This is a genomic window from Jatrophihabitans sp. (assembly GCA_036399055.1).
Taxonomy (GTDB): Bacteria; Actinomycetota; Actinomycetes; order Mycobacteriales; family Jatrophihabitantaceae; genus Jatrophihabitans_A.
Map to the genome: position 1 here is coordinate 81,813 of DASWNX010000046.1, position 20,646 is coordinate 102,458.

20 protein-coding genes are annotated in these 20,646 nt (G+C 69.2%); 12 read left to right on the forward strand and 8 right to left on the reverse strand.

Translation table 11 applies throughout. The annotated features are described in order from the left end of the window. Positions 1-18: 18 nt before the first annotated feature. The 3 genes from VGB75_20275 (at position 19) to VGB75_20285 (ending at position 4,102) form a co-directional block, all read left to right on the forward strand. Positions 19-528 carry a class I SAM-dependent methyltransferase gene (locus tag VGB75_20275; GenBank protein ID HEY0169384.1) on the forward strand — a complete coding sequence of 170 codons (510 nt, stop codon included), beginning with the start codon at positions 19-21 and terminating at the stop codon, positions 526-528. Between the two features lie 88 nt (positions 529-616). After that, positions 617-1,957: a serine hydrolase domain-containing protein gene (locus VGB75_20280; GenBank protein HEY0169385.1), complete on the forward strand. Its 1,341-nt coding sequence runs from the start codon at positions 617-619 to the stop codon at positions 1,955-1,957. An 84-nt stretch (positions 1,958-2,041) separates the two neighbouring features. Next, complete coding sequence (locus VGB75_20285; protein HEY0169386.1) at positions 2,042-4,102, forward strand: cellulase family glycosylhydrolase; 2,061 nt, start codon at positions 2,042-2,044, stop codon at positions 4,100-4,102. Between the two features lie 41 nt (positions 4,103-4,143). On the opposite strand, the gene VGB75_20290 is transcribed toward VGB75_20285, so the two are convergent. Continuing rightward, positions 4,144-4,548 (reverse strand): VOC family protein, encoded by a 405-nt coding sequence (locus VGB75_20290; protein HEY0169387.1) that lies wholly within the window; start codon positions 4,546-4,548, stop codon positions 4,144-4,146. Between the two features lie 105 nt (positions 4,549-4,653). Here VGB75_20290 and VGB75_20295 point away from each other — a divergent pair, with 105 nt between their 5' ends. Genes VGB75_20295 through VGB75_20305 form a run of 3 tightly spaced genes read left to right on the forward strand, consistent with a single transcriptional unit; the run spans position 4,654 to position 6,804 of the window. Beyond that, positions 4,654-5,715: a hypothetical protein gene (locus VGB75_20295; GenBank protein HEY0169388.1), complete on the forward strand. Its 1,062-nt coding sequence runs from the start codon at positions 4,654-4,656 to the stop codon at positions 5,713-5,715. Next, the gene (locus tag VGB75_20300; GenBank protein ID HEY0169389.1) at positions 5,712-5,888 is read left to right on the forward strand and encodes a hypothetical protein; all 177 of its coding nucleotides are present in this window, start codon (positions 5,712-5,714) and stop codon (positions 5,886-5,888) included. The genes VGB75_20295 and VGB75_20300 overlap by 4 nt, the downstream gene beginning before the upstream one ends. A gap of 22 nt (positions 5,889-5,910) precedes the next feature. Next, positions 5,911-6,804: an SDR family NAD(P)-dependent oxidoreductase gene (locus tag VGB75_20305; GenBank protein HEY0169390.1), complete on the forward strand. Its 894-nt coding sequence runs from the start codon at positions 5,911-5,913 to the stop codon at positions 6,802-6,804. A 4-nt stretch (positions 6,805-6,808) separates the two neighbouring features. Here VGB75_20305 and VGB75_20310 read toward each other — a convergent pair whose 3' ends face one another. From VGB75_20310 to VGB75_20325, 4 genes are all read right to left on the reverse strand, one after another. Continuing rightward, positions 6,809-7,789, reverse strand: coding sequence for a hypothetical protein (locus VGB75_20310; protein ID HEY0169391.1), 981 nt, complete (start codon positions 7,787-7,789; stop codon positions 6,809-6,811). A gap of 116 nt (positions 7,790-7,905) precedes the next feature. Further along, complete coding sequence (locus VGB75_20315; GenBank protein ID HEY0169392.1) at positions 7,906-8,316, reverse strand: hypothetical protein; 411 nt, start codon at positions 8,314-8,316, stop codon at positions 7,906-7,908. A 29-nt stretch (positions 8,317-8,345) separates the two neighbouring features. Next, positions 8,346-9,815: a hypothetical protein gene (locus VGB75_20320; protein HEY0169393.1), complete on the reverse strand. Its 1,470-nt coding sequence runs from the start codon at positions 9,813-9,815 to the stop codon at positions 8,346-8,348. Positions 9,816-9,891: 76 nt separating this feature from the next. Next, the gene (locus tag VGB75_20325; GenBank protein ID HEY0169394.1) at positions 9,892-10,581 is read right to left on the reverse strand and encodes a LuxR C-terminal-related transcriptional regulator; all 690 of its coding nucleotides are present in this window, start codon (positions 10,579-10,581) and stop codon (positions 9,892-9,894) included. Between the two features lie 260 nt (positions 10,582-10,841). On the opposite strand from VGB75_20325, the gene VGB75_20330 reads away from it, so the two are divergent. From VGB75_20330 to VGB75_20350, 5 genes are all read left to right on the forward strand, one after another. Further along, positions 10,842-11,873: a hypothetical protein gene (locus VGB75_20330; GenBank protein HEY0169395.1), complete on the forward strand. Its 1,032-nt coding sequence runs from the start codon at positions 10,842-10,844 to the stop codon at positions 11,871-11,873. 179 nt (positions 11,874-12,052) lie between these two features. After that, entirely contained in the window at positions 12,053-12,919 is an 867-nt protein-coding gene (locus tag VGB75_20335) for an LLM class F420-dependent oxidoreductase (protein ID HEY0169396.1), read from the forward strand. Positions 12,920-12,962: 43 nt separating this feature from the next. Further along, a complete protein-coding gene (locus VGB75_20340) occupies positions 12,963-14,222 on the forward strand; it encodes a hypothetical protein (GenBank protein HEY0169397.1) in 1,260 nt (419 codons plus the stop codon). Positions 14,223-14,402: 180 nt separating this feature from the next. Then, positions 14,403-15,530 carry a Vms1/Ankzf1 family peptidyl-tRNA hydrolase gene (locus VGB75_20345; protein HEY0169398.1) on the forward strand — a complete coding sequence of 376 codons (1,128 nt, stop codon included), beginning with the start codon at positions 14,403-14,405 and terminating at the stop codon, positions 15,528-15,530. A 9-nt stretch (positions 15,531-15,539) separates the two neighbouring features. Next, positions 15,540-15,950, forward strand: coding sequence for a ChaB family protein (locus VGB75_20350; GenBank protein ID HEY0169399.1), 411 nt, complete (start codon positions 15,540-15,542; stop codon positions 15,948-15,950). On the opposite strand, the gene VGB75_20355 is transcribed toward VGB75_20350, so the two are convergent. The 3 genes from VGB75_20355 to VGB75_20365 are packed head-to-tail and all read right to left on the reverse strand — an operon-like array spanning position 15,947 to position 18,558. Beyond that, positions 15,947-16,597, reverse strand: coding sequence for a response regulator transcription factor (locus VGB75_20355; protein HEY0169400.1), 651 nt, complete (start codon positions 16,595-16,597; stop codon positions 15,947-15,949). The two genes, VGB75_20350 and VGB75_20355, sit on opposite strands and share 4 nt — an antisense overlap. After that, complete coding sequence (locus tag VGB75_20360; GenBank protein HEY0169401.1) at positions 16,594-18,048, reverse strand: ATP-binding protein; 1,455 nt, start codon at positions 18,046-18,048, stop codon at positions 16,594-16,596. The genes VGB75_20355 and VGB75_20360 overlap by 4 nt, the downstream gene beginning before the upstream one ends. Positions 18,049-18,066: 18 nt before the next feature. Continuing rightward, complete coding sequence (locus tag VGB75_20365; protein ID HEY0169402.1) at positions 18,067-18,558, reverse strand: hypothetical protein; 492 nt, start codon at positions 18,556-18,558, stop codon at positions 18,067-18,069. A 374-nt stretch (positions 18,559-18,932) separates the two neighbouring features. Between VGB75_20365 and VGB75_20370 the strand changes: the two genes are divergently transcribed. After that, positions 18,933-20,646: M4 family metallopeptidase (locus VGB75_20370; protein ID HEY0169403.1), on the forward strand; the 1,714-nt coding region annotated here is incomplete at its 3' end.

A 20,646-nucleotide genomic window follows, 5' to 3' on the forward strand; every position in this document is an offset into this window, starting at 1 on the left:
CGGTCCTAGCATCAGCGAATGGACCAGAGGCAGGCGCATCGCCGCTACTTCGACTCTCACGCCGCCGATTACGACGCCCACACCGCTGACGGCGCCTGGACTCCGAACCAGTACCTGGCCGGCGTGCTGCGCACGCTCGCAGCGCAGGACGTCGAGGTGCGCACGGCTTTGGATCTGGGGACCGGCACCGGGCAGACGCTGGAGGTCGTCCGCGCCGCCTTCCCGCAGGCGAGGCTGTGGGCCAGCGACCTGTCCCCGGCCATGCTGCGACACGCCGCTCTCAAGGCGCCCGACGCGCACTTCGAGGTCGCCGACATCTCCAGTCACGTCACCGGGTTGACCGAGTCCTTCGACCTCGTCACCGCCGTCGGATGCCTGGAGATGGTCGAGGACCTGATGACAGTGCTGCCACGGCTGATGCCTCACCTCAACCCCGGCGGCCAACTGCGCTCCAGCCACCTGTTCACCGCCTACCACCGCGCCGGCGCGCCCGTGCTGTACGAGCTGTTGCTGATCGGCAAAGGGTGAGATCTCCCGTCGCCGACGGTCACTGGCGTGCTGGTTTGTAGGCTGCCAGCAACGCGACGGCCGGTCGCGGGCAGAAAGGCGGTCGGGCATGGTCGGGCAGGACACTCTGGACTACTACCGCGGCTGGCTGGGCTACCGACGCTGGTTCCTGCGGGTTCCCGGCGTCCAGGTCTGCGTGGCCCAGGACGGCCAGCGACGCCTGTCGGCGGCGCTGGGCTACGCCGACGAGCCGGCCCGCACGCCGCTCACCGAACGGCATCTGTTCCGGATCGCCTCGCATTCCAAGACATTCACCGCCGTGCTGGCGCTGCGGCTGGTCGAGCAGGGCCGGCTGCGGCTCGATGATCCGGTCGCCGCGCACGTGCCAGGCCTGGTGGGCAGCGCCCTGGCCCAGATCACCCTGCGGGAGCTTCTCAGCCACGGCGGCGGGGTGATCCGCGACAGCGAGGACGGCGACTTCTGGCAGCTGACGCGCCCCTATCCCGACCGGGAGGAGTTGACGCGGCTAGCGGCCGAACCCTCGGCGGCAGTGCTGCCCCGGCACGAGCGGTTCAAGTACTCCAACATCGCCTACGGCGTGCTCGGCCTGGTGATCGAGCAGGTGACCGGCGCCGCCTTCGACGAAGCGATCCAGCAACAGATCCTCGACCCGCTCGGCCTGTCCGACACAGGCCCAGAACTCACCGCCGAGCGAAGAGAGGAGTTCGCCGCCGGGCACAGCGCGCTCTCCTACGCTCCCGAGCGAGCGGTGATCGACCACGTCGACACCGCCGCCCTCGGGCCGGCCACCGGATTCTTCTCCACCGCCACCGAGCTGGCGAGCTTCTACAGCGCCCTGCTGCCTGATGAGGACCGGCTGCTCAGTCACGATTCCTCGCGCCAGCTGCGGCACCGGCAGTGGGACGTCAAGGAGGCGGAGTCGGGCTACGGGCTGGGCGTGTTCCTGAACCGGGTCGGCGAGCACGAGTTGTTCGGCCACAGCGGCGGCTATCCCGGGCACATCACCAGAACCCTCGCCTGCCCTAAGCGCCGCACCGTGGTGTCGGTGCTGACCAACGCCATCGACGGGCCGGCTGAGCCGCTGGCCATGGCGCTGTTCCGCCTGATGGACCTGGCCGAATCGGCCTCGCACCAGCCTGCGCCGGACGGCGCCAGGTTCACCGGCCGGTTCTCCACCCTGTGGGGAGTGCAGGATGTCGCGTTGCTCGGCGGCCGGCTGTTCGGGATCAACCCCCTGATCGCCAACCCGGCCGAGGACCCGGTGGCGCTTGAAGTCCTCGACGACAGCACGCTGAAGATGGTCAGCGGGCCAGGCGGCGGCTCGATCGGCGAGCTGGCGCGCTACGAGTTCGAGCCGGACGGCTCGATCAGGTCGGTACGCGGTGGCAGCGGCATGACCATGCGCCCGTTCGAGCCACCCGCCAGCTGATACGTGTATCACGGGCACTCGCCACCGGCTCTGCGCTATCGATCCACCATGGATCTCAGGGCCTACTGCAGAGAGGGGCGCCCCGTGAAGTATCCGGCGAACCACATGCTCGGCGCGCAGCGCAATGGCGTGAACCACGTGTCCATGAACCTCGGCGCCTTCGATCGGGCGGCCGGGCCGGTACGCGGCACCGATTACCCCACCTATGACAATGCCCTGCTCGACTGGTACCAGACCAAGGGGATGACCTCGGCACGGCTGATGTTCACGTGGGAGGCGGCCCAGTCGACGCTCGGCGGTCCGGTGCCGGCGCCTGGCGCGAATTACGCCGCCTACTGGGCTGACCTGACCGGCCTGGTCACCCGGTTCCTGGCCCGGGGCATGGCAGTCACGCTCGCTCCCTGGCAGTACAACGCCGCGTCCGGGGACACCGACGTCGTCTACGGCGGCGCGGCGTTCACCCCTACCGATTTCGCCGACTTCTGGGCCAAGTTCGCCGTAGCCGTGAACGCGGCGACCGGCAATGACCAGCGGGTGGCCTTCGACCTGATGAACGAGCCGCACACGCACGCCGAATCCGGCGACAAGCCCGGCGATGTCGGGATCAGCTTGACCGGGTGGTTCGACAGCGCCCAGGCAGCGATCACGGCGATCCGCGCGGCCGGGGCGGCCAACGTCATCTTCGTGCCCGGCATGGCGTACACCGCCGCGAGCTCGTTTGTCAGCAACGGCAGCGCAGCGCGATGGTCGACCCTCGTGGACCCCTTGGCCAACCTCGCGGTCACCGTGCACTGCTACTCGGGCTTGGGCCTCACCAGCCCGACGGCGCTCAGTGACGCGTGCGGCGCCACCGTCAACTGGGCGCGCGCCAACGGCGTCAAGGTGCAGGTCGGTGAGATCGCGATCGACGCCGGGCCGAACGGAAGGCCTTCTTTCGGAAGCACGTTCGCCATCGCCCAGGCGCAGTGGAGCGACTGGCAGCGATTCTGCCTGGCCAACGACGACGTCCTCATCGGCTGGAACTGGTGGGGGAACTCCGCGCCCGGGTGGTGGAACCAGGGCGACTCCCAGGATCCGAATGGACACCATTGGGCCCTCACTCTCGACAACGGCGCCAGCCAGACCGTTTACACCACCCTGATCGAGTCGACCTTCGGCACACCGCGCCTGACGTTGCGCGACAACCTGGCCGACCCGGGATCGGGCCCCAACGCCACGACCTCGATCGGCTGGGAGAGCCCTGACATCTGGGTCCGGCAGAGCGCCGACGGCGTGCTGGTCGGCGAGCCGATCCTGGGCGGGCAACCGAGTGCGGTCTATGTGCGCCTGACCAATCGGGGCAGCGGAGCCTATCCGGGCTCGAGCTCGGGCACGGACGTGGTGCGGCTGCACTGGGCCAAGGCGGGCGCCGGGCTGTCCTGGCCGCAGCCGTGGGACGGCGCCAACCCGGCCCAGGGCGGCCTGGTCGCGCCGCCCCAAGCCATCGGGGCGATCGCTGCCGGGCAGCAGACCCTGTTGACGTTCGCGTGGCCCTCGACTCCCAACCCCGCTGACTATCCGGGCGACGACGGGCACTTCTGCCTGTTGGCGGTGGTGTCGAAGGCCGCCGCGTCGCCGTTCGAGGGCTTTCAGGGCCCCAACCTCAACCAGAACGCCCTGACCTTCAGCCACGTGGGCTGGCGCAACATCCACATCGTGCCCGTCGCCGCTGACTGGCTCGGAGAGCTCGTCGTGGCCAACCACGCCGACTGGGAGGTGGTCACCGAGATCGCCTTCGAGCCGTTGGACAGGTGGGCACGGCCAGTCGATCCGCTCGACGGCTGGCTCGCGCTGGCGCCCCGCGGCGACGTCGCACTGGAACGGGTTCGCGGCCTCGCCACGCTCGCCGACCATCTGGAACCCGTGGGGCACGGGATGTACCGGGTGATAGATCCCGCGGCCGGCATCACCGGCCTGGCGCTCGGCCCGGGAGAGGAACTGCCGTTCCGTCTCGGCTTCATCCCCGAAGCCGAGCGCGCTGGACACGCCGCCTTGCGAGTCACCCAGTACGCCGTGGACAACGACGCTCGCGTCCCGGTCGGCGGGCAGACCTACGTGTTCGGCGAGCTGGCCGAGTGGACCGAGGCCCAGCCCACCGTGGCTTAGCCCACCGTGGCTCAGCCCACCGTGGCTCAGCCCACCGTCGCTCAGCCCACCTCTGCGTGATGGTCTGCGAGCTCTTGTCGAGTGAGCGCTCGCAGCACGCAGAACTCGTTCCCATCCGGATCGCCCATCACGACCCAACTGACACCCGAGCCCTGGCCCACGTCGAGGCGCCGGGCGCCCAGCTCCTCCAGCCTGGCCACCTCAGCGTCCTGGTCCTGTGGCCGGAGGTCCAGGTGCAGGCGGTTCTTGCCGGCCTTCTCCTCGGGCACGCGTAGGAACAACAAATCCGGCGCGACGCCGTCCTCGGGGCTGCCGGCCGGTGGCTCGAGCACGACCTCATCGTCCTCGGCATGCGTGCGGCGCCAGTCCAAGGCCGACTGCCAGAAGGCGGCAAGACGAGCAGGGTCAGAGGTCTGGATGCACAAGCACTGGATGCGTAGGCCCATGACAGTGATCTTGGGCCACGTCCTCGGGGTTGGTCGAGGCGTTTTGCGTCACCCCCGCCCTGCCGCTACCGGCGAGGCTGGGCAAAGGATGGTTCACTGAAATGGATGCCCAGAAAACGTCCTGGCCCAGTCGCTGCTCGCACCTTCAGACGGCGGCGGTACGCGCTTGCATCGCTGCTCGCGTGCGCGAGCGTCCTGGCCCTGTTCGGTCTCGGTGTCCTCCCGCCGGGCGGCGCCGAGCCCGACACCCAAGCCCGGTCCAGCGCCTCGGCCTCCCCCACGCGCGAAGCGGCCCCCACGACCTCACCGTCCGAGGCCGGGGCCACGCCCTCGTCCGCGGCCAGCGCGCCGTCCGCGGCCACCGCGCCGGGCACGGCGTCGCGTTCAGCGAGCCCGTCGCAGACCGAAGCCGCGTCGGCCAAGTCCGCCCCCTCTCCCGCCCGGGTTCCGATCGGGGGCGCCGGAATCCAGGCGGCGGCTGACTACGCGACCTCACGGGGATACCGGGTCGGGGTGGCCGTCCTGGACACCAGGACCGGCACGCTCTGGGGCGCCAGCGAGCACGCCAACATGTTCGCCGCGGAGTCGGTGGTGAAGGTGTTCGTGGCCACCCGGCTGTTGCTGAACGGGCAGATGACCGGGGACACCGCCGACACCGCGTACCGGATGATCGCCCAGTCCGACGACGGAGCCATGGACGCCCTGTACGGGCTGGCGGGCTCGGACCAGGTGACGCCCTGGATCGCCGAGCACTACGGCATCCCCGACCTCGGAGAGCCGCCGATGCAGGTCGGCTGGTGGTCCAACGCCAAGATCAGCGCGGCAGGCATGGTCCGCTTCTACGCCAAGGTCAAAGCCGACCCGAAGGTCTGGCCGTGGCTGTCCAAGGCCATGCACCAGGCCACCGAATACGGCTCCGACGGCACGTACCAGTTCTTCGGCCTCAAGCAGGCCGACCCGAACGCCGCCGTCAAGCAGGGCTGGGGCCAGGACGACGACGACTGGAGCGCCGCCTCGGACTTCAACTCCACCGGCTTTGTCAACGGCGACCGCTACGCCGTGGCGATCTTGCTCAAAGGCCCGCCGTATGAGTACAACTCGGGGGCTCCGGCCATGGTGAGCAGCGTCGCCAAGAAGTTGATGCCCGGTGGAGTCATGCGGCCGTGATCTCGCCTTCAGGATGTCCTTCACCTGAAGTCGGTCCGGGACAGCTGCTCCATCACCGTGACCACCACCGCGACGTCAACACCCCCAAGGTGATCGGCAATGGCGGCTGGCAGGCGTTCAGCCAGCTCACCTATGGCGGCGACAAGATCCTCTACGCTGTGGTCAGCGCGTAAGCCCAGCCGCGAGGGAGCCCCCATGTCGTCATCGGTCGGCGCGGTCGTGGTGACCGGTTGCTCCTCCGGCATCGGCCAGGCCACCGCCGCGCTGCTGGCCCGTCGAGGGCACACCGTGTACGCCACAGCCCGTCAGCGGCAGAGCCTGGCGGCGTTGGAGGCAGCGGGCTGCCGGACCCTGTCGCTCGACGTCACCGACGAGGACTCGATGCGCGCCGCGGTCGACACCGTCGTGTCCGAGGCCGGCGCGGTCGGGGCCCTGGTCAACAACGCCGGCTACTCCCAGTCCGGCGCATTGGAGACCCTGGCCCTGGACGACGTCCGCCGCCAGTTCGAGACCAACGTCTTCGGCCTGCTGCGCATGTGCCAGCTCGTCCTGCCGTCCATGCGACAGCAAGGCAGGGGACGGATCGTCAACGTGTCCTCGATGGGGGCGAACTTCACCTTCCCCGGCGGCGGCTCCTACCACGCCACCAAATACGCCGTCGAGGCGTTGTCCGACGCTCTCCGGTTCGAGGTCGCCGGGTTCGGCGTCGGCGTGAGCATCGTTCAGCCAGGGATCATCAGGACATCGTTCAGCGAGCGAGCCGTCGCCGAAGTGCCCAAGCCCGCCGCCGAGGCCGGGCCCTACGACGACTTCAACGCCAGCGTGGCCCGAGCCACTCAGACCGTGTACGAGCAGGGAGCGCTGGCCAGGCTCGGCGGTGACGCCGAGGACGTCGCCAAGGTGATCGCCCGCGCCATCACCGCTCGGCGTGCCCCCATCCGGGTGCGGGTCACCCCGTCGGCGCACTACCTGGTCAACCAGCGCCGGTTGATGCCCGACCGGGTCTGGGACCGTTTCCTGCGCACCCAATTCCCGACCCCCGCAGTCGCAAGCGTGCCACCGCAGCCGGCTCCAGCTGCAGAGAGCTGAGCCATCAGTCCTGCGAGATGAAATCCAGGCAGGCGCCGACCACGTACGCGCTCTGCTGCAGTTGCGGCACCGTCGGCTCGCTCTGCACCGCAGCCGAACTGGGCAGGGCAAGTGACTCCGTGCTAGCCGACTGGCCCAGGTTGAGCAGGCTCAGCGAGTCGTAGAAACCGACGACCACGTCGGGCGTCACGACGTCCACCAAGGCCGCTGAGCTGGGGGCGCTGAACGTGACGGTGGGGGTGTCACTGATCAGCAGACTGACCAGCCGCCCGAAGTCGCCTCCTGAGCTGAGCGGCCCGAGGTTGTAACTGGGCTGGCTGACGAAGCGGTAGCCGGTGACGTCCTGCTGGCCGTTGCGCCAGGCCTGGGCCAGCGGGTCGGCGTAATACCAGCCGGTGTTGGTGGCCTGTTGCCAGGCCGCCTGCCGCACCGCCACCAGTTGGCAACCCGGGTAGCTGATGGTGGCGGTGCTGCCGTTGCCGGCCGGGACCTGCACCGTCACCGTCGGCTGGCCGGACTGCAGGCCGTTGGAGATGGTGGCCAGCGGGGTGTTGACGCCGTAGCCGACCTGGCAGGTCGCCGAGACGGCGCCGGTGTCGGGGTCGACGGTGAGCATTCCGCCGTTTGCGGCAGTCGGCTGACGCGTCGCTTGTCTGAGGGCGCTGAGAACCTGGTTGCCGTAGCCGGCTGACGTGATCGCGCTCTGGCTATGAGCCGCGGTGTCGGCCGCGCTGATCCCGTACTCGATCTGCGACAGCAGTTGGGCGTAGGCGTTGGGATAGCCGCCGGGCCCGGAGAGCATGGCCAAGCCTGCGGCCTCGCCCGGGCTGACCCGGGCGCTGACGTAGCCGAATGTGCCGTTGTTGAATACCTGATTGGCATTCTCGTAATACCACAGGAAGTTGCCCTGGCTCGGATACTGCACCAACGTGACGCTGGTGTGGTAGATCATCGCGATCTGCGCGTTGATCGCGGCAGCGAGCACCTGATAGGGGTTGCCGCCATCATCGCCAGCAGCGGACGGGAGGGAGCAGGCAGCGCTGCTCCCTCCCGCCGGGCTGGCTGCTGGTCCGGACCGCGCAGGGTCCACAGCCTCGGCCATCAGGACGACGGCGCCCCGGTGACCGTCCAGATGTGAGCGTTGGCATGCTCGAAGTCGTTCAGACTGTCGAACAGCGCGCTCTTGATGACCCGGACGATCTCGGTCTGCTGCGGCACGCTGCGCGGGCTAGGCGGCAGCACCGCCGTCACCGTGGTGGCGACCAGCACGGTGGCCATCGTGCTGGGCGCTCCCACGCCGTTGACCTGCACCTGCAGGTTCATCTGTCCGGCAGCGGTGTAACCCTGCAGGTCGACGCGAGCGCGCTGGGTGTTGGTCAACGTGCCGGCCCCACCCCACATCCCCGCGTAGCTCAGCAGGTTGATCGCGGTGACCGCGTCGGCGTGAATAGCCGCGCCACCGCCGGGAAACGCTCCGGGCATCACGCCGGCCTGCTGCTTCTGAATAGGCATCGGTGTTCCTCCTCCTCGCTCGGGCCGGCTCAGCTGGTGGCGCCGGGGTTGGCGACGGCGGCGCCGATGACGTAGGCGGTCTTGAGGTTCTGGGGAACGCCGGTGACCTCGGGCGAGGCGGAGAACGTCACGGTGAACGTGCTGTTGTCCGAGCCCTGGGTGAACGAGCTGCCGTAGGCGCCCTGGCTGAAGCTGCCCAGCTTGATGAAGCCGAACAGGGTGAGGTTTCCGCTCGCCTGCTCGTTCCAGGACTGGGCGAAGGTGGAGTAGTCGGCGTGGGTGTAGGTGATGCTGATGGTCGGGTAGTTCGAGATCAGCAGGTTGGTCAGCAGGCCGAAGTTGCCACCGCTGGACAGCGGGCCGAGCTGGTAGGGCGGGGTGTTGAGGAACTTGAAGCCGGTCACGTCCTGGGTCCCGTTGACGACAGCCTGATTGATCGGGTCCGGGTAGTAGAAGCCGGTGTTGGTGGCCTGCTGCCAGGCAGCCGGGGCGGCCGGCACCATCGAGTACCCGGCGTAGGTGATGCTGACACTGCAGTCGGTGCTGGTGCCCGCGGTCTTGGACATGTCGTAGCCGCCGCTGACCTCGGTCTGGAACTCGAGCCACGAGCCGATCGAGAAGCCGGCCTGACCTTGCACGTTCACCTCCAGGTCGCTGCCGGAGGACTGCGAGGTGGTCATCCCGATGGAGATGGTCCGGCCGGTGTTGAGCAGGTCATTGTTGATCGAGGCGATCGAGTCGCTGATCCCCCAGCCGTCGTTGTAACCGGGAAGCACCGTTCCGGTGTTGGGATCGAAGGTCTGGATGCCCCCGTTGGAGGCCGACGGGTACATCGCGTTGGCCTTGAGCTGGCTGAGCGTCCAGGCGCCGTTCTGCAGCTGATCGCTGAACCCGTTCACCGGCTGCATCAGGTTGAGATACACCGTCACATCGGTGATGACCTGGTCGGCGCCCATCGGCGCCTTCGGCAGCAGAGCCTTGAGATTGCGAGCGGTCGCCATCGCGGTGTAGCTGAGCGGCGGGGTCGCGCCGCTCCACTGCGAGCCCAGCACGTAGCCGATCACGTAGTCCTGCTTGGTCTGCACTCCGGCAGCGGCCATCTGGGCGGCGGTGATCGTGCCGTAGCTGTTCTGGTAGTCGCTGACGATCGTGCCGGCCTGCACCGAGGCATTGGACTGGGCCTGGGTCAGCTTGGCCTGGTCGCCCGAGCTGAGCGAGAAGATCATGTCGTTGAGGACGGCCACGTAGGCGTTGGCGAAGCCGCCGCCGGGTGAGAGCGCGACAGTGCTCACGATGTCGCCGGGCGATGCCAGCGCGTTGACGTACTGGTAGGTGGCGTCGTTGAAGACCTGGTTGCCGTTCTGCCAGTTCCATTTGAAATCGCCCTGGGAGGGGTACTGCACGGGGTAGAGGGTGGACTTGAAGGTGTCCTGAACAGCTGCCATCGCCTGCTCTTGCAGCGCGCTGTAGAACTGTTGTCCACCGGTCGGGCTGGTCATCTGAGAGATCTCCTTGGGGGTAGGGAGGTTTGTGTGCAAAGTCGAGCCTGCCTGTATTAACACAGATATAACATAGTTAGAATTGATGAAGTTTGCGCAGCTCCCGAACCAGCTCGTACTCGTCGCAGACGCGATGGGTGAGCGCCACCGCCGCCAACTGGGACGGGCTGTTCAGCTTCGCCAGGATCGATTGGATATGGCTGCGAACCGTCGGCAACGCCAGGTGCTCACGGCCGGCGATCTGCGCCGCGGTGGACCCGTGCACTAGCGCGGCGAGCACCTGCCGCTCACGCCGGGTGAGCCGGTGGAACAGGCCGGCCGCCGCGGTCCGAACATCCAACCGCCGCGCGAACTGCGCAGCCTGAACAGGTGAAAGCGGATTCGACAGCAACTGGTGCAGCTGCCCCGCCAACTCGGTGAAGGGCTGATCGCCGTCCACGGCGGCGTGCACGCCGTTAGCCACCGCACGGCCCAATTCGGCCAGGGCGGTGCGCGAGCCGACCGCAAGGTAGGCCGTGCCCGCGGGCGGGCGCCCGGGTGGCCCAGCGGGCAACACTCCAGCGCGATCGGCCACCAGCACGATGTGTCGGGGCGGCTTGTGGCCCACCCCGCCCGCTGGTTGCCAGCGGGCCTCCGCGCTGACCTGCCAGCCCAAGGCTGTCAGCGCGGCCAGCAGCGCCGTCCCCAGGACGTCGTTTGCGGAGATGAGCTGGACGGATCGGAGCGGTCGCCGCGACGGCGCGGTAGCGTGATCAAAATACGTCATGAAGCGGCTTATATAGGCAAAATATTGGTAGAGCGGATATATCCGGGCGGACGGCGCGGTCCACGCTGGACGGCGCGTGGCTCTTACCCCTCAAACGCGCAGTCAGGTGCTTCGTCCGGGATGCCGGATGAGCACTCGATACCTAAAGAGATGACCTGCCATACGTCAAAGCTTGCCGACAATTCTCGGTATCACCCCTGTCGCTCGGCGGCTCTTTCCGGCATCGTCCATCCACTGGAAGGAAAGAGAAAGTGCAAGGAATGAAGCGTGTCCTGGCGGTCACCGCGGCGGCGACTCTCGCAGGATTGACCTCCCTGATGGCGACCGCCGCGCCCGCGTCAGCGATCCACCCGTGCCAGAGCTACGACCCGCCGGACTACTGCTTCGAGGAGCAGCCGCCGCCGGCCCCGACCGCCCCGGCCTCGCTGACGGCGACGGCCGTGCTGCAGACCTCGGTCACCCTGCAGTGGGCCGACCGGTCCACCACCGAGACCGCCTTCACCATCCGCAGGGTCGTCAGCGGCGCTGCCTCCTACTTCAGCGTGCCGGCCAACAGCACCACGTTCACCGACACCGCGGCTCCCGCCGGGCGTTACATCGAGTACTACGTCTCGGCCGAGCGGTGCGACGAAGTGGCCTGCTCCTCCAGCGCCTCCATCCGACTGGCGGTCCAGACCCACCAGCAACCGGCCAACCCGACCGGCGGGCTGTCCTCCAGCACCCCGGGCACCTGGGGGTACTACTCGGTCACCGGCTGGGCCATCGACTGGGACACCACCGACCCGATCCAGGTCTCACTGGTGCTGGACGGCGTGGTCATCCAGACCAAGACCGCGAACGCCGCCTACTCCGGCCTGAACGCCAGCCACCCCGGTTACGGCGACAACCACGGCTACAGCTTCTACACCGGCAAGTCCACCGTGAAGGGCACCCACTCGCTGTGTGTCCGGGCCACCAACGTCGGCGGCGGCGTCGACGCCAACCTGGTGTGCTGGTCCTACGTGGTGTACGGCCCGCCGTCGGCGGCGACCAACCTGACGCTGACCAACACCGGCACCTCGATGGTGGTCGGGTTCACCGACAACGCCAATGACGAGACCGGTTACGTCCTGCAGCGCAGCACCGACGCCCAGGCCAGCTGGCTGTCGGTCGGCTCGCAGTATCCCGCGGTCAGCGGCTCGGGCAGCCGTGCTTCGGCCACCGATTACTCCAGCCCGCCGGCCGGCACCTGCTACCGGATCCTGATGGTCAACTCCTACGGCAACACCCCCAGCGCGGCGGTCTGCTCCTGAGGGTCACCACCGGGCTCACCACCAGCCGGCTGCCTCGTCACCTGACGAGGCAGCCGGCCTCGTTCTGAGCAGGCCCGGTTGCGACCCGCCTTTACCGGCAACCGCGACCGTCCGAGGGTCGATGAGTCACGACCACGACGGTTAACCTGCCCGCCCCCGCGCGCGGAAGAGGAGCAACGGTGAAGATCGGTCTGCACATCGCGGATTTCACCTATCCCAGCGGCCCGGCGGGGCTGGCCGAGGATCTCACCCGGGTGGCAGTGGCGGCTGAGGAGTCCGGGTTCGCGCGGGTCAGCGTGATGGACCACGTCTGGCAGATCGGCCCACTGGGCCCACCCGAGCACGACATGCTGGAGGCCTACACCACGCTGGGCTACCTCGCGGCGCGCACGTCGCGGGTGGAGCTGCTGGCCTGGGTCACGGCCGTCAGCTACCGGGAGCCCGGGATGCTGGCCAAGCTGGTGAGCACCCTGGACGTGCTGTCCCAGGGCCGGGCCTGGCTCGGCATCGGCGCGGCCTGGAACGGCGAGGAGGCAGCCGGGCTGGGACTGCCGTTCCCCGACACCGCCGAGCGCTTCGAGCGGCTGGAGGAGACCCTGCAGATCTGCCTGCAGATGTGGAGCGGGGACGACAGCCCGTACGAGGGCAGGCACTACCGGCTGGGACGCACCCTGAACGTGCCGCAGCCGCTGCGGCGCCCGCCGATCCTGATCGGCGGAGGCGGGGAGAAGAAGACGCTGCGCCTGGTGGCTCGCTACGCCCAGGCCTGCAACCTGTTCGCCGGTCCCGACCTCGAGCGCAAGCTCGACATCCTGCGCGGTCACTGCCAGGCCGAGGGCCGCGACTACGACGAGATCGAGAAGACGGTGATGCTCCCCCTCGATCCCGGCGAGCGGGGCGAGAAGATCGAGGCTCTGGTGGCGCAGCTGCGCGGACTGGCCGCGCTCGGGGTCGGCCACGCGCACGGCTGGGTGCCGCAGGTCTGGCAGACCGCGCGGTTGGAGCTGCTCGGCAAGGAGGTCGTGCCGGCGGTCGCGGCGTTGTGAGCGCCTGGCTGCGGACCGCCGGCAAACCGGGCAGAATGGAGCGGTGCCCGGAATCTCTCGTGTGGGCCGGGCAGTCACCGTCGCGTTAGCCGTCGGCTTGCTGATCGCCGGTTGCACCTCCGCCCCTTCTGCCATCGATCCCGCTGCCGGCGGCCCGCCCGCTTCAGAGCGGTCAGCCGGCGGGCAGACCAGCTCCGCCGCCAGCGGCTCCCCGTCCGGGTCGGCGCATCCGCACTCCAGCGCGCCGGCCTCGGTGGCGATTGCCGCCCTGCGGCCCGGCGAGCGCTGGATCACGCTGCCGATGCCCGGCGGCGCCTACCGGCCGCAGGCCGAGGCTGGCGGCACCGACGACTACCGCTGCGTCCTGCTGGACCCCAAGATCGACGCCGACTCATTCCTCTCCGGCGTGGTGTTGCAGCCGGGAAACCCCAACCTGGTGCACCACGCCATCCTCTACCGGGTCGACCCGGAGCAGCTGGGCGCGGCCAAGGCCAAGGACGCCGGTGACCCGCGGCTGGGCTGGTCCTGTTTCGGCGGGCCCGGCCTGCCCGGTAACGCCGCCGACCTGGGCGGGCTCAACTCCGCGCCGTGGGTGGCCGCCTGGGCCACCTCGGGCGGCGAGCAGCGCTTCGCCGACGGCACCGGCCAGCGCGCCAGGGCCGGCACCCGGGTGATCCTGCAGATGCACTACAACCTGCTCAACGGCGACGGCGCCGACAGCACCACCGTCAAGTTGCGCCTCGCGCCGCGCGGCGCGCGATTGCAGCCGTTGCAGACCCTGCTGCTGCCGGCGCCCGTCGAGTTGCCCTGCGCGCCGAAGGAGACCGGGCCGCTGTGCGACCGCGAGGCCTCGGTGCTGGACGTCATCCGGCGGTTCGGAGTGAACTCCGGGCGGGTGGTGGCGGGACTGCAATTGCTGTGCGACGGCTCGTTCACCAACCCCAAGAGCGGCCCGACGCAGAGCTGCGGACGCCCGGTCACCGAGACGCTCCAGCTCAGGGCGGTCGCCGGGCACATGCACCTGCTCGGCAGGTCGGTCCGGATCGACCTGCAGCGGCAGGACGGAACGAGCCAGCGCCTGCTCGACGTCAAGGTCTGGGACTTCGACGACCAGCGCGCCACCGTGCTGCCCCAGACGCTCACCGTGCACGCCGGCGACCGGCTCCGGGTCAGTTGCACCCATGACGCCACCCTGCGCCGGATGCTCCCGGCCCTGGCCAAGCTTCCGCCGCGCTACGTCGTGTGGGGCGAGGGGTCCTCCGACGAGATGTGCCTGGGGATCGTCAGCTACACCAAGTCCTGACCACGCCGTCGTGACCACGCCGGCTTGACCACGCCGAAGGGCCTGAGCGGCGCTGAAGGGCCTTGGCGGTCCGCGCGCCTGTCCGCCGGGACCGTATTATCACCGCTACGTCGAGTTCGCCCTCGACCCGGAGCCAACAGCGTCCCGGCCGCCTGTGTCCAGCGAGGTGTGAATACCGCCATGCAGATCCCAGACCCGATCTCCGCCCTGTACAGCCACCCTGGCCCCTTCGCCTCGGTCTACCTCGACGCCACCCGGGCCAGCGAGTCCGGTGACACCGAAGTCGAGCTGCGCTGGCGTGGCCTGCGCGAAAAGCTGGCCGGCGACGGCGCTGACGACAAGACCTTGGAGGCCATCGACGAGGTGGCGGGGGCGCATCTGGAGGTCGCCGGCCGGCATGGGCAGTTCATCGTGGCCGCCGGTGGCGAGGTGCTGCTGGACGAGGTGAGCCGCCGGCCGCCGCTGCGCGAGCTCGGGCGCTGGTCACCGCTGCCCCATGTGCTGCCCTACCTGGTCGACCGGTCCACCCAGGTCCCATACCTGATCGTGCTGATCGACCGGACCGGCGCTGACGTCTACACCGTTCTGGACGACATCCACAGCGAGCAGACCTCGGTCGAGGGGGGCGCGGAGTACCCGCTGCGCAAGACCGGCCGCGACGTCTGGAACGAGCGCGCCTTCCAGAACCGGGTCGACAACGCCTGGGAGACCAACAGCAAGGAGGTGGCCCAGACGATCAGCCACCACCTGCCGCCCGAGGTCCAGGTGGTGCTGCTGGCCGGCGACGTCCGAGCCCGCAACCTGGTGGACGAGGAGTTGGCCAAGCTGCTTCCGCAGCGGGTGCAGATCCGTCAGCTGGACCATGGCGGCCGAGCTGAGGGGTCCTCGCGCGAGGCCCTGGACGAGGCCGTCCACTCGGCGCTGCTGCACCACATCTGGGCCGAGCGGCGCGACATCCTGGCTCGGCTGCAGCAGGCCGTGGGTCGGCACGACTACGCGGTCACCGGCATCACAGCCGTCCTGGACGCGCTTCGCAAGGCCCAGGTCGACACCCTGGTGCTCTCCGACGACCCCTCTTCGACCGCCACCGTCTCGATCGGGCCCGACCCGCTGCTGCTGGCCGGCACCGACGCCGAGCTGAGCGCCCTGGGCGTCACCGACATCCAGCACGACCGGCTGGACGCCGCGCTGGTCAGGGCGCTGGCCGGCAGCGCCGCCGGCCTGGTCATCACCCCGGGCGGGCACCAGTACGTGCAGCAGGGCATCGCCGCGCTGCTGCGTTACACCGACGCATCGACGCCGACGTAGGAGGAAGCCATGCCTGCCAAGGAAGAACTGCCCTCGACGCTCAAGCGATCACCGAAGAAGGCGCAGGAGACCTGGTCCAAGACGCACGACTCGGCGGTGGAGAGCTACGGCGAGGGCGAGCGAGCGCACCGCACCGCCTTCTCCTCGCTCAAGCACTCCTTCGAGAAGGTCGGCGACCACTGGGAGCCCAAGGAGGACGGCAAGAAAGGGCCTTCCGACGAGCACGCCGCCCGCCGCGGCGGGCGAGCCCGACGCGGCGGTGAGACCGCCGAGGGGGTGGACGCCAATGCCACCAAGGCTCACCTGATGGAGCTGGCCAAGCGGCTCAACGTGCCCGGCCGATCGCGCATGACCAAGCCGGAACTGATCGAAGCGCTCAAGAAGGCGAACCGGAAGTCCACCGCCAAGGCCAGGTCCTAACCCGGAGGACCGCTCGCCGGGTGGCGCGCCTCGGGCAGGTGATCGCGCGCCCACATGGCGGCCGAGGTCCGGTCGCTGACCCCGATCCGGCGAAAGACGTTGCCCAGATGGACTTTCACGGTTCGCTCGGCGATGCCCAGCGAACGGCCGATCTGCTTGTTGGCCAGGCCCTGGGTCGCCAGCGCCAGCACCTCGCGCTCTCGGCTGCTCAACTGCTCCAGGACGGAGGTCGGCTGCCTGTTGGGCAGCAGCGCGACCGCCACCCTCGGGTCCAACGGCGCGCCGCCGGCGCTGGCCGAGCGGACCGCCGCCAGCAACTCGGCCGGTTCGCTGTCCTTGAGCAGGTAGCCCACCGCGCCGCTGGCGAGCATGTCGCTCACCTTGTCCTTGTCCGCGAACGAGGTCAGCGCGATCACCCGGGTCGACGGGGCGTGGTCGAGGATCAGCCGGGTCGCCTCGATCCCGTCGAGCACCGGCATCGACAGGTCCATCAAGACCACGTCCGGGCGCGCAGTGACGCTGAGGTCCACAGCCTGCCGGCCGTCGGCCGCCTCGCCGACCACCTCGATGTCGGCAGCGGTGCTCAGCAGCCCGGCAAGGCCGGCCCGCACCAACCGGTGGTCATCGGCCAGCAGCACCCGGATCATCTCCCCACCTCCAGCCGGAACCGGGTGCCGGCCGCGCTGCTGGCCACCGACAGCCGGGCGCCGACGGCGACCGCGACGTCGGTGATCAGCCGCAGTCCCAGGTGCCCGGCGGCTACAGCCTGCTCGGCGCGGTCGGGGTCCAGGCCGCGGCCGTTGTCGGCCACTTCCAGCCGGACATCCTTGGCCTGCTCGCTGAGCTCGATCCAGATGTCGCCGGCGCCGGAATGGCGCACGGCGTTGCGCAGGCACTCCTGGGCGACCCGGAACACCGCTTGCTGCTGCTCGGCGTCCAACGCCGACGCCGCTGCCGGATCGACGTCCAGATGTATCCGGGCGGTGGAGCCCGACTGCGTTCTGACCAGGTCGGCCAACGCCGCGGCCAGCCCCCCGGCCGTGAGGTTGGGCGGGTAGATGTCGACCAGCAGCGATCGCATGCCGGCCACCCCGTCCCGGACCGAGGCGGCCGCCTCAGCCAGCCGTTCGGCTCGGGCCGACTCACCCTGCGAGCTGGCCCGCTCGACCTCACTGCCCACCAGCAAGGCCGCGCCCGCCAGCTGCTGCACCACGCCGTCGTGCAGGGTCGCCGCGATCCGCCGCCGCTCCTCGGTGGACGCGTCCAGCGCCCGCCGCATCAACCGCTCCCGTTGCAGCTGCACCGAGCGGGCCCGCCGGTAGAGCAGCCAGAGCATGGGCGCCAACAGCACGAGCACCGCCACCAGGGTGCTCAGCATGACGCCGGAGAAGCCGCGCCAGAGCTCGTCGCTGCGCTGTGAGACCAGGTCGTATCGAAAATAGGCCTCGAAAAGCAGGGGTTTCCCACTCGGAGTCCACACCGGGCGGTAGACCTCGAGCAACTTGCCAGAGGCTGACTCCAGGCCGTTCTCCGGACGGTCGAGGTCGGTGATCCCGGCCTCGGTGCGAGGCGCGGTCAGCGCGGCGCGGGCTTCGGAGTCCAGTGCGAAGCTCTGCCCGATCAGGCGCCGCTCGTCGGAGTAGAGCACCAGGCCCTGCGGGTTCCACAGCTTCACCCGGACCACCTGGGTGGTGAGGATCTGGTCGCGCATCACCGAGTCCAGACCCGCTGTGGCCCGTGCCGGATCGGTCGCCATCTCGTCGGTGAGTGCCGGCTGCACCAGGCTCTCGGCGAGGATGTCGGTCACCTCGGCTACCCGATGGACGGCTTCTTGCTTGGCGATCTGCTGAAACACCAGGATGCCGCTGACCGCCACCACGGCGAACGCCACCGTCACCGCGGCGGCCACCTGCGCCACGATTCGCCGGACCGAAGCCGGCCGCGGCGCGCTGGCCTGCGAGGACGCTAGGGTCCGCCACGAGCTCGAGCCGGCCTGGGGGTCTGCGTCGAAGGCGGCACCCGGCAGCCGACTGACAGACAGCGGCGCCGTAGCGGTCGCGGGGACCGTCACGGCGCTGCCGTCGTTCTGAGCTGTCACTGCTTAGGCCGGTCCTTCTCAGTCGTCATCGCTGCCCGAGCCGCTGCCCGAGTCGCTGCCCGAGCCGCTGCCCGAGCCGCTGCCCGAGTCATCGCTGCCCGAGCCGCTGTCGTCGCCGCTGCCTGAGCCGCTGCCCGAGTCACCACCATTGTCATCCCCCGGCTCAGAGCTCGCGCTGCCGCTGCGGTCACCACCCCGGTCATCCCCCGGCTCCGGCGTCCTGGACCGGCTCGGCCCGGCGGAACGGCTGCGGTCACCGGACGGGCTCGTGGACGAGCTGGCGGACGGGGTCGCGCTCGGGCTGGCGGAGTCCGACGGGCTGCTGGACGTCTTCGGCCGCACCGTCAGCGCCGAGTTGTCGCCGACCTCGACCGTTTGGGCGTCGCTGGGCGGGCGTACCGGCAGTTGGCGGCTGAAGGAGGGGTTGTTGACCAGGCCGGCCACGGCGGGAGCGGCCGCGAGCCCGGTGGCGGTCAGCGCTGCTGCGGTAAGGAGGAACACGCGGTTCATATCGATCTCCAGGTGACTGGTGGAACTGTCACTGACAGTTCTCCTCCCTGGGCAGGCACGGCCGCCATCAGACGATGGGACTAGTACCCCGACCCCCGACTGCGAGCCGCCCGGAACACCCTAACGGGGCTCTGCCCTACGCCATCCTCATCAGCCCCATAGAACACTTAATTCCCATAGCTCGAAATATATGAAGTTCCATTGAAATTGTCTGCAAACCTCGCTAACGTCCGCTGCGGGCAGTATTTCCGCGCGGGGGGCCTTCATCCGGTGACAGAGCCGGGGTGGGCGCGTGCCTGCAGTGCTGTCATCCCTAGCCGTGCCGTCCCATCCTCATCCCACCCTGTTTCACCGACCCCTGAAGGAACCCACCCATGGTTCTACCCCAGCGACCTCGTCGCTCCACAGCGCTTGTCACCCTCACGGGTCTGACAGCGTTGGCCGTCACCGGCATCGCACTGACCACCAACACGGCCACCGCGGCGCCGAGTCCCAAGGCGGCGCCGAGCGTTCTGGCCGCGCAGTCGGCGGCCAGCCTGGTCGCCTCGCGGGCGGCTGCCCTGCACGTAAGCAACCACGACGCGTTCATCGCCCACTCGGTGATCTCCACGCCCGAGGGCCTGCAGTACGTGCCCTATGACCGCACCTACAAGGGCCTGCCGGTAGTCGGCGGCGACTTCGTCGTCGTCACCAACGCCGCGGGTCAGATCCTGTCCACCGCGGTGCAGCAAGAGAGCGCCATCAACGTGGCCACCACCGCGACGCGCACCGCCGCCCAGGCCGCGGCCGCCGCCCGCACCCACGCCAAGGGCAAGGTCATCGACTCGGTCACCGGCACCCGCCAGGTCGTGCTGGCCTACGGCACGCCGCGGCTGGCCTACGAGACGGTGGTCACCAGTCACACCGACGCCAAGCCCAGCAAGCTGCACGTCTTCACCGACGCCAAGACCGGCGCGCTGGTCCACTCCGTGGAGAAGATCCACGAGGGCACCGGCACCGGCAAGTGGAACGGCCCGAACCCGCTGGCCATCGACACCAGCCACCCGACCAGCACCACCTGGACGATGACCGACCCGATCCGCTCGGGCATCTCCTGCCGCAACTACACCGGCGGAGCGGTGTTCACCGGCTCTGACGACGCGTGGGGCAACGGCGTGGGCACCGACCGGGAGACCGGTTGCGTCGACGCCCTGTACGGCGTCCAGACCCAGTGGAAGATGCTCAGCAGCTGGCTCGGCCGTAACGGCATCAACGGCTCCGGCGGCGGCCTGCCGATCCACATGGGCCTCAACGACCTCAACGCCTACTACGACGGCAGCAAGGTCGTCATCGGCCACAACCAGACCAACGACTGGATCTCGTCCATGGACGTGGTCGGCCACGAGTTCGGCCACGCGATCGACGACTTCACCCCCGGCGGCATCGGCTCCAGCGCGGTCGCCGAGTTCACCGGCGATGTCATGGGCGCCCTGACCGAGTTCTACGCCAACCAGTCCGCCTCCTACGACCCGCCGGACTACCTTGTCGGCGAGGAGATCAACCTGGTCGGGCAGGGCCCGATCCGCAACATGTACAACCCCTCGGCCGCTGGTGACCCGAACTGCTACTCCAGCAGCATCCCCACCACCGAGACCCACTCCGCCGCAGGCCCGGGCAACCACTGGTTCTACCTGCTCGCCGAAGGCACCAACCCCACCAACGGCCAGCCGACCAGCACCACCTGCAACGGCTCCACCGGCCTCGTCGGCATCGGCATCCAGACCGCCGGCAAGATCTTCTACAACGCCATGCTGGCCAAGACCTCGGGCATGACGTACTTCAGGTACCGCACCCAGACCCTGACCGCCGCCAAGAACCTCACCCCCGGCAACTGCACCAACTTCAACAAGGTCAAGGCAGCCTGGGACGCGGTCAGCGTTCCCGCACAGACCGCTGACCCGACCTGCTCCACCACCGGCGGTTTGACTGTTGCCAACCCGGGCGCCAAGTCCGGCACGGTGGGCACCGCGACCAGCCAGCAGATGTCGGCCAGTGGCGGCACCTCGCCTTACACCTGGACGGCGACCGGCCTGCCGGCCGGGCTTTCCA

Bases quoted from the DNA above. Each gene is read 5' to 3' on its own strand.
- VGB75_20275 (HEY0169384.1), top strand. From the start codon at position 19: ATGGACCAGAGGCAGGCGCATCGCCGCTACTTCGACTCTCACGCCGCC.
- VGB75_20280 (HEY0169385.1), top strand. From the start codon at position 617: ATGGTCGGGCAGGACACTCTGGACTACTACCGCGGCTGGCTGGGCTAC.
- VGB75_20290 (HEY0169387.1), bottom strand. From the start codon at position 4,548: ATGGGCCTACGCATCCAGTGCTTGTGCATCCAGACCTCTGACCCTGCT.
- VGB75_20295 (HEY0169388.1), top strand. From the start codon at position 4,654: ATGCCCAGAAAACGTCCTGGCCCAGTCGCTGCTCGCACCTTCAGACGG.
- VGB75_20305 (HEY0169390.1), top strand. From the start codon at position 5,911: ATGTCGTCATCGGTCGGCGCGGTCGTGGTGACCGGTTGCTCCTCCGGC.
- VGB75_20315 (HEY0169392.1), bottom strand. From the start codon at position 8,316: ATGCCTATTCAGAAGCAGCAGGCCGGCGTGATGCCCGGAGCGTTTCCC.
- VGB75_20320 (HEY0169393.1), bottom strand. From the start codon at position 9,815: ATGACCAGCCCGACCGGTGGACAACAGTTCTACAGCGCGCTGCAAGAG.
- VGB75_20325 (HEY0169394.1), bottom strand. From the start codon at position 10,581: ATGACGTATTTTGATCACGCTACCGCGCCGTCGCGGCGACCGCTCCGA.
- VGB75_20330 (HEY0169395.1), top strand. From the start codon at position 10,842: ATGAAGCGTGTCCTGGCGGTCACCGCGGCGGCGACTCTCGCAGGATTG.
- VGB75_20345 (HEY0169398.1), top strand. From the start codon at position 14,403: ATGCAGATCCCAGACCCGATCTCCGCCCTGTACAGCCACCCTGGCCCC.
- VGB75_20350 (HEY0169399.1), top strand. From the start codon at position 15,540: ATGCCTGCCAAGGAAGAACTGCCCTCGACGCTCAAGCGATCACCGAAG.
- VGB75_20355 (HEY0169400.1), bottom strand. From the start codon at position 16,597: ATGATCCGGGTGCTGCTGGCCGATGACCACCGGTTGGTGCGGGCCGGC.
- VGB75_20365 (HEY0169402.1), bottom strand. From the start codon at position 18,558: ATGAACCGCGTGTTCCTCCTTACCGCAGCAGCGCTGACCGCCACCGGG.